The sequence below is a fragment of the Moorena sp. SIO4E2 genome (assembly GCF_010671945.1).
In the GTDB taxonomy this organism is placed as follows: Bacteria; Cyanobacteriota; Cyanobacteriia; order Cyanobacteriales; family Coleofasciculaceae; genus Moorena; species Moorena producens.
In genome coordinates this window covers 1-6,562 of record NZ_JAAHIE010000420.1, presented here as the reverse complement: position 1 = coordinate 6,562, position 6,562 = coordinate 1, and the positions used below count along the sequence as shown (strand labels likewise).

Annotated in this window: 8 protein-coding genes and 1 pseudogene; 6 read left to right on the top strand and 3 right to left on the bottom strand. The window is 44.9% G+C overall.

Going from position 1 to position 6,562, the window contains the following annotated elements; all coding sequences use genetic code 11:
* Positions 1 to 559 precede the first annotated feature (559 nt).
* Positions 560 to 748 carry a hypothetical protein gene (locus F6K37_RS29315; RefSeq protein ID WP_008181643.1) on the bottom strand — a complete coding sequence of 63 codons (189 nt, stop codon included), beginning with the start codon at positions 746 to 748 and terminating at the stop codon, positions 560 to 562.
* Positions 749 to 930: 182 nt separating this feature from the next.
* On the opposite strand from F6K37_RS29315, the gene F6K37_RS29310 reads away from it, so the two are divergent.
* From F6K37_RS29310 to F6K37_RS29295, 4 genes are all read left to right on the top strand, one after another.
* Positions 931 to 1,119 carry a hypothetical protein gene (locus F6K37_RS29310; RefSeq protein ID WP_287253992.1) on the top strand — a complete coding sequence of 63 codons (189 nt, stop codon included), beginning with the start codon at positions 931 to 933 and terminating at the stop codon, positions 1,117 to 1,119.
* Between the two features lie 83 nt (positions 1,120 to 1,202).
* Complete coding sequence (locus tag F6K37_RS29305) at positions 1,203 to 1,646, top strand: Hsp20/alpha crystallin family protein (RefSeq protein WP_287253990.1); 444 nt, start codon at positions 1,203 to 1,205, stop codon at positions 1,644 to 1,646.
* A 204-nt stretch (positions 1,647 to 1,850) separates the two neighbouring features.
* Positions 1,851 to 1,973: a hypothetical protein gene (locus F6K37_RS29300; RefSeq protein ID WP_287253988.1), complete on the top strand. Its 123-nt coding sequence runs from the start codon at positions 1,851 to 1,853 to the stop codon at positions 1,971 to 1,973.
* Between the two features lie 151 nt (positions 1,974 to 2,124).
* Positions 2,125 to 2,676, top strand: coding sequence for a putative outer membrane beta-barrel protein (locus F6K37_RS29295; RefSeq protein WP_044492531.1), 552 nt, complete (start codon positions 2,125 to 2,127; stop codon positions 2,674 to 2,676).
* A gap of 71 nt (positions 2,677 to 2,747) precedes the next feature.
* Here F6K37_RS29295 and F6K37_RS29290 read toward each other — a convergent pair whose 3' ends face one another.
* A complete protein-coding gene (locus F6K37_RS29290) occupies positions 2,748 to 3,698 on the bottom strand; it encodes an aldo/keto reductase (protein WP_008181647.1) in 951 nt (316 codons plus the stop codon).
* Positions 3,699 to 3,972: 274 nt separating this feature from the next.
* Here F6K37_RS29290 and F6K37_RS29285 point away from each other — a divergent pair, with 274 nt between their 5' ends.
* Together F6K37_RS29285 and F6K37_RS29280 are read left to right on the top strand one after the other, a co-directional pair.
* The gene (locus F6K37_RS29285; protein ID WP_287253986.1) at positions 3,973 to 4,761 is read left to right on the top strand and encodes a hypothetical protein; all 789 of its coding nucleotides are present in this window, start codon (positions 3,973 to 3,975) and stop codon (positions 4,759 to 4,761) included.
* 180 nt (positions 4,762 to 4,941) lie between these two features.
* Positions 4,942 to 5,337, top strand: coding sequence for a nuclear transport factor 2 family protein (locus tag F6K37_RS29280; protein ID WP_008181649.1), 396 nt, complete (start codon positions 4,942 to 4,944; stop codon positions 5,335 to 5,337).
* Here the strand turns inward: F6K37_RS29280 and F6K37_RS45710 are convergent.
* Positions 5,334 to 6,313: pseudogene (locus F6K37_RS45710) on the bottom strand (GMC family oxidoreductase). The gene F6K37_RS29280 and the pseudogene F6K37_RS45710 sit on opposite strands and share 4 nt — an antisense overlap.
* Positions 6,314 to 6,562: the final 249 nt, after the last annotated feature.

Below are 6,562 nucleotides of genomic sequence, written 5' to 3'. Positions count from 1 at the left end.
GGATTGATCTTGACCAGAGTCGTTCGCGCAGCGTCGGGCTTTGACCGAATCACTGATTTGATCAATTTGTGGGCATCACTCCTAATATTGGTGCCTCTGTAGCTCAACCCGAAAGAGGACTTGACCTCTTCAAGGACTAAAAATAATTTCGACCTTTGCCCTAGTAATCAGTCGTAAGTATTCAGCTATCAGCTATCAGCTGTCAGCTTATGGGCTACGCGCACGGTACGGAAATGGCTGACCGCTGACGGCTGACGGCTGAATGCTTACTATCAGTCAATATAGTGTTGAGGCTTAGGTGTTAGGTGTTAGGTGTTAAGTGTTAGGTATTAGGTGTTAGTTAGTAGTTAACGCCTAATACCTAGTGCTTAGAGTCTAATCGAGAAAAATACAGTTCAACCTAAGCTATCAGCTATCAGCGTGTCGCGTATCAGCGTGTCCCGTATCAGCTATCAGTTTTGAGCCTATGGCCACGCTACACCGAACAGTTTATGCCCATAGCGCATGCTACACCAAACAGCTTTTGAATAAAATAAGCTGACCGCTGAATGCTTAGAGGTCAAGTTTCTCTAAAATACTGGGTTAGGTTGTTGAGCGCCTCTGTAGCACTTTCAATCGCTGAAGATAATTCTTCAATGCGGTCAGAGTGAGCTTTACCTTCAATTTCTTTTTTCAGCAGTTCCTGTAATTTCAGAATCAATTCTTTTTGGTAGCTGACTGAATGGGTAAAATCTGTGGATTCCATCATCGGACTTAACTGAATTGCCTTACCTGATACCTGTTCGCGTAGCGTGCGCGTAGCGCATTAGCACCTCAATTAGCTTGCGCCTAGCGCATTAGCTGACCATTGAATTCGAGTTTACCGAACTCAATTGTGTTTAGTTTACCGTAATTTAGATCAAAGTTAACTATAGCAGTTCTAAATAGTTCATGAAACCCAAGGCTACATTGCTTTCTCCTAACCAAAAAAAATCCTCATATCTCTTTATTACTATTCCCTATTCCCTTTTGCCTGTTTCCGATTCCCGATTCCCGATTCCCGATTCCCGATTCCCGATTGAACACTTATTCATAACGGCAATCCCTATAAAATTAGTGATAAAACCCGAATTGTCATAGCTAATTTCAAGTCCTACCATAATAATCAAAGGCCAGAAAACAAGGCTAAATCAATTAAGCAATTACAACTTGGAGGAAAAGCTATGACTCTAGTTCGTTGGAACCCCTGGAAAGACATCAACACCCTACAACGGGAAATTGACCAGCTATTTGACCATAGTTTTGTGCCTACTACTTTGCGAGAGTTTGGTCATCTCAAAAATGTTCCAGCTGCTGAAATTACCCAAACTGAAGATGCTATTACTCTGAAATTAGAAGTTCCAGGAATGGAAGCCAAAGACTTGAATGTAGAAGTCACAGATACTGTTGTTTCTATCAGTGGAGAACGTAAAGAAGAAACCAATACTGACGAAAAAGGCGTCAAGCGGTCTGAATTCCGTTATGGTAAATTCCAGCGGGTAATTCCTTTACCAGTTCGGATTCAAAATACCAAAGTTGAGGCTGAGTACAAAGACGGTATCTTAAATCTGACCTTGCCTAAAGCGGAAGAGGAAAAAAACAAAGTTGTCAAGGTTAACTTGAACTAACTCCCTGGTTAGCTCAGTGGCTGGCTAACTAGACTTGGGACAATCAGTTAGCTACTTGAGTTTAGTAAGCATTCAGCTATCAGCTATCAGCGTATCGCGTATCAGCTAATAGACTACCTGAGGTGCTATCAGCCATTCGCGTAGCGTGGCCTTTGGCCAAGGCTTGTGACCAGGCTACGCGAATGGCTGACGGCTGAGGGCTGAATGCTTACGCAGTTTAGACTAAATCGTGACCTCAAAAAGCGATCGCTACCTCAACAAGCGATCGCTTTTTGTTTACATATACCAGTTCTCAATGGGGTGGCGACAAAATTATCCCATCATTAAGCAACGCCATCACTGGAGTCAATCGGATATTTTTCTGTAACTTATCCGGATCACTCAACTCGGCTGAGAAATAGAAAAATAGTAGATGCACCTTGATAGCCATCCCCCTGCAATCAAAGCGGGGGGTTTTCTAATTATAACCATGAAACCGATGAAACCCATACTCAAATCTGCCGCAACTTCCCTAATCTTAATGATTGCTATGGTTCTATGTGCTAGCCCTGCCTCTGCTCAACCTGAAGGATTAAAGGGTAGCTACGTCGGAATTAGTAACGATGGCAGCACAATAAGTAATGATATCCTCAATCCCTTTGAGAATTTGCTGGGAATTGGCTCAAACTCAAGCGATGAAAGGATTGGTAGCATGTATCAAGGTCGTATTGATGTGCCCAATTTACCAATTTCAGTGCGTGGTGCAGCATTTCTCTCTGGCAAAGGTCGTGCTGTCGAGCCAACAATTACCTACGATCTACCGGTTGCCAGCAATACTAACATTTACGTTGGTGGAGGCTATACCTTTGTGAACAACGAGGAGATCACCACTCCTTTAGGTAATCAAAATTCAGCCGTATTGACTGCTGGTGTAGAAGCAGCAGTCAATGACTACACCATAATCTACGGCAGTGGCAGATTAAGCCTTAGTGATGAAAACAACGATACTTCTCCGGTTAAATTCCAATTTGGTGCAGGCTATCGTTTCTGAAATCAATAGCGCTGTTGCCTGTTCCGGACAACTGCGGCGAAGTCTATTGTAGGGGCGCTTTCCTTGAGCTTTCATTTTAACCAAGGGCGAGTCACTTGTTCCAACTGACTAACATCCTCCTGACTCAAAGCCCAACCCAAAGCCCCTGCATTGTCTTGCACCTGCTGTGCGGTCTTAGCACCGGGAATCGGGATTACTCCATCTTGAGCAATCAGCCAGTTAAGGGCAACTTGAGCTGGTTTTCGCTCATACTTTTCCCCTAACTGACTCAGTAGCTTTAGCACAGGGGCAATTTTTTCTAAACCACTTTTGCTAAAGCGGGGGTCAATAGCCCTAGCTCCAGTGGGTTTGATATATTTCTCTACCGTATACTTGCCAGTGAGTAACCCTTGAGCTAAGGGACTGTAAGCGAGAATAGTCACACCTAACTGACGCGCTTTATCAAGAATACCGTTGCTCTCAATTTTCCGATGCAACAGAGAATATTGCACCTGATTCACCGCTAGGGGTATGCCACGGGCTGCTAAGTAACTGTGAGCTTCTGCCATTTGCTTAGCGGAATAGTTACTGACACCAACTGCTCCAATCCGACCACGCTTCACTTCATCAGCTAGAGCATTCATCAAGGTCTGTTGGCTGATCAAGAAACTAAAAGGCATATGTACTTGGTACAGTTCCACTTGCTCGACTTGCAAACGTTTCAAACTGTCACTCAAGGCATCAGAAACTGACTGAGCGGTAAATCGCCAGGGTAAGGGAAAATACTTAGTGGCAATCTGGGCTTTCCGTCCCAGCTGCTTCATAAACCGTCCGATCAGGGATTCGGATTCTCCTAGTCCATATACCTCAGCGGTGTCAAAAAAGGTAATTCCAGCATCCAAGGTTGCCTCGAAGGCTTCTTTTACCTGAGTAGTGCCGTAGTCACTGCCATAGTTCCAAAACAGCTTGTCTCCCCATGACCACGTCCCAATTCCCAAGGCTGTAACCATCGGACCATCCTGACCTAACTTGATCGTCTGCATGATAAAAACTCCTTATATTAACATTTCTTAATATTATTTCAGTTTATCGTGGCTTAGTCAGCTATCAGCTTGGTTGAAAGTTGAAAGTTAAAAGTTGAAAGTTGAAAGTTGAAAGTTAAAAGTTAAAAGTTGACGGTTTATAACTTAAGTTTAAACATTAACGATAAACTAGACTGAGCACTGACTCCCTGACGCATTCAGCTATTAAGAAAACTAAGCTAGGAAGAAATTGCGGCTGTTGAAGGCTTGATTTGGGAGCCTGAAAACCTTTATTGTGCTGTGGTGGTGTAATCTGGTTAGTCCTGTGTGGCGTCATTCCCAACAGCACTCTCAAACCCTTGACCAGGGGAAAGGTATGAATATAGAGTCATACATCAAGGTTGAGCAAGAACAAATAACACGCTCCCGCGTGCTGTTTCATAGCATTCGCTTTGATTTAAATCAAGACATTCTTACAAAAATTAAACAAGCACAAGAGACTGGTCACGGCCTTGATATTTCCGGAGAGTTGCTTAGTGATTTACGCCATTTAGCTCTGCTGGATTGGGAAAACCGCCTCCAGTCTGGATTGACCTTTTCTACCTACTATCTACCAGTTGATCGAGCACAGGCACTGATGCGGAGTGTGATTGCCCTTGATGGAGAAATCCTTCACCAGATCAAGAGAGACTGTCTGGAGAATCCCGACTTTTGTTGTCAAATTGCTGACGCTCATTACTGGCTGATCACTCAAATCTTGGGTCAGCTACGCCTGAAACCATCACCCAATTTCCCTAAGCTGGCTTGGGGACTATCAGGGCTGATGATAATCCTGGTGATTGTGGCAGTGCTGGTAATTCCTGGTGTATTACAGCTAATACTTGCTCAACCCTGGAGATGGTTGATTATTATAGTGGGCATAGTCAGCTGTGGTCTACTTCTAGTAATACTACAATGGCTGCTACGTTCATGTTTAATCAGGATTGCGCCTTGGATGTTGCGTCAGCTATTGTCCGGTTTGCTCTCGGCCAAGCCTGGTCCTAAGAAAATTGCTAAACGTATTCTGGCATGGCTATTGCCATGATTAATGATTAGTGACGTAGGGTGCGTTAAGGGCGGGCTCATCCTCATTTTCCGCTATAGCGCCAGGGTTGGCACAGCCCGCCCTGTAACGCACCACCGGGTCAAACATCTGCCTTTTGCCTTTTGGCTGGGATTATTCGCTAAGGGCAGAATTTAACCGATAATATAAAGGTGAAGTCAGATGGAAACTATGTCAACAGAAGCGATCGCATCAGTCATCAATGTCTATTTTGCTAACATGGCAGCCATGAATCCAGGAGGCTGGGTAGAGATTTTTGCTGAAGATGCAGTGATTTATGACCCAGTGGGAAAGCCACCAATCAACGTCTCTGAGGACTCGGAGAAGTTCTTTGCACTACTGTCTAGCTTCTTTAACAGCTTTGACATCTCACAAGAGCAAATTTTTATTGCTGGCAATGGAGCAGCGGTAAAGTGGAGGATGCAGGTGTCTGCTAAGAATGGTCGTGAGGCTACTGCTGAAGGCATCAGTGTTTTTGAAATTAATGATGACGGTAAGATTCAAAAGGTTTTGTCCTACTGGAATGAAGCAGAAATGATGGGTAAACTTAAGGGTTAATTCCTAAATGGTGTTGGCTCTTCCTCCATCAGCAAATCAGCTACTTTTTCGGCAATCATTATGGTTGGGGCATTCGTGTTACCACCAACGATAGTGGGCATGATTGAGGCATCTACAACTCGTAACCCCTCTATACTATGTACCTGCAGGCGGGAGTTAACCACTGCCATTGGGTCATTCCCCATCTTGCAAGTTCCAACTGGGTGATACAATGTGCCAGCGGTATCGCGGATGTAGGCAGCAATTTCATCGAGTTGCTCGACTTGAGTTCCAGGGAAAAGTTCCTCCCCCCGAAAGGTCTCAAATGCTGACGCCTGAAGTATTTGACGACACAGCTTGATGCCAGTAAGCAAAACCTGTAAATCTGTTTGATCAGTTAGATAATTGGGCGGCAGGGTTTTAAGTAAGCAGCAGCGGTACTATGACGTTTACCGTTTTTCTGAGTTACCTGATAAAATCCTACTCCTTCTGGTTCCCGACAGTTGAAGTCCTTGGTGTTTTCCAAGCCTATTTCTGTAGCTGCTTCGACAAACACCTGAGATAGGGGGTTGGTGTAGCGCAAATTGGCGACATTGAGCGGACCATCAGTGCCATGGTATTCAGACGCTCCCCTTTCCTGGTTTTCGGCTTTCTTAAAATAGGGCAGCACCTCAGAAAAACTCCACCCCTTATTCCCTAATTCGTGCCAGTGGTCATAGTTCCAGCGGTGACCTCGAATATATATCATGGCGTTGATAGAGCTACAGCCACCTAGAACCTTGCCACGGGGCCAGAACAATTTGCGGTTGTTCAGATTGCTTTGGGGTTGTGTATAGTAACTCCAATCGTATTCAGTTCTGAATAGGGCGCGAAAGGCGATGGGGATGTGAATTGACCGCTCGCGGTCTGGCTTGCCAGCTTCCAGTAGCAATACTCTAGTGTTGGGGTTTTCCGTGAGGCGGTTAGCTTCATGCGCGCTTATGCCCCACGTCCGCACCGAACGCGCCCCGCGTCGGCTTTGCCGAAAGGTCGGCGTGGGATGAATGGCGGACAGGAACTTTGATATTTTATTTTTCGTCTATACTAAAAAACAGTAGGGTTTATCAAATTAAGAGCTAACCGCCACCTACTAACTAAAAATAGAACTTTTTTGTATTGTTCCGGCGCGGAGGGTCATCCCGTGTCGTTAATAAAGCTTGCCGAGTATCCTAACCGTTGGGTGGAGTTGGCAAGAAGCCCACACGCT

What these genes read in the sequence shown, in the direction of transcription:
- F6K37_RS29295 (WP_044492531.1), top strand. Translation starts at nt 2,125, where the DNA reads ATGAAACCCATACTCAAATCTGCCGCAACTTCCCTAATCTTAATGATT.
- F6K37_RS29305 (WP_287253990.1), top strand. Translation starts at nt 1,203, where the DNA reads ATGACTCTAGTTCGTTGGAACCCCTGGAAAGACATCAACACCCTACAA.
- F6K37_RS29280 (WP_008181649.1), top strand. Translation starts at nt 4,942, where the DNA reads ATGGAAACTATGTCAACAGAAGCGATCGCATCAGTCATCAATGTCTAT.
- F6K37_RS29310 (WP_287253992.1), top strand. Translation starts at nt 931, where the DNA reads ATGAAACCCAAGGCTACATTGCTTTCTCCTAACCAAAAAAAATCCTCA.
- F6K37_RS29300 (WP_287253988.1), top strand. Translation starts at nt 1,851, where the DNA reads ATGCTTACGCAGTTTAGACTAAATCGTGACCTCAAAAAGCGATCGCTA.
- F6K37_RS29290 (WP_008181647.1), bottom strand. Translation starts at nt 3,698, where the DNA reads ATGCAGACGATCAAGTTAGGTCAGGATGGTCCGATGGTTACAGCCTTG.
- F6K37_RS29315 (WP_008181643.1), bottom strand. Translation starts at nt 748, where the DNA reads ATGATGGAATCCACAGATTTTACCCATTCAGTCAGCTACCAAAAAGAA.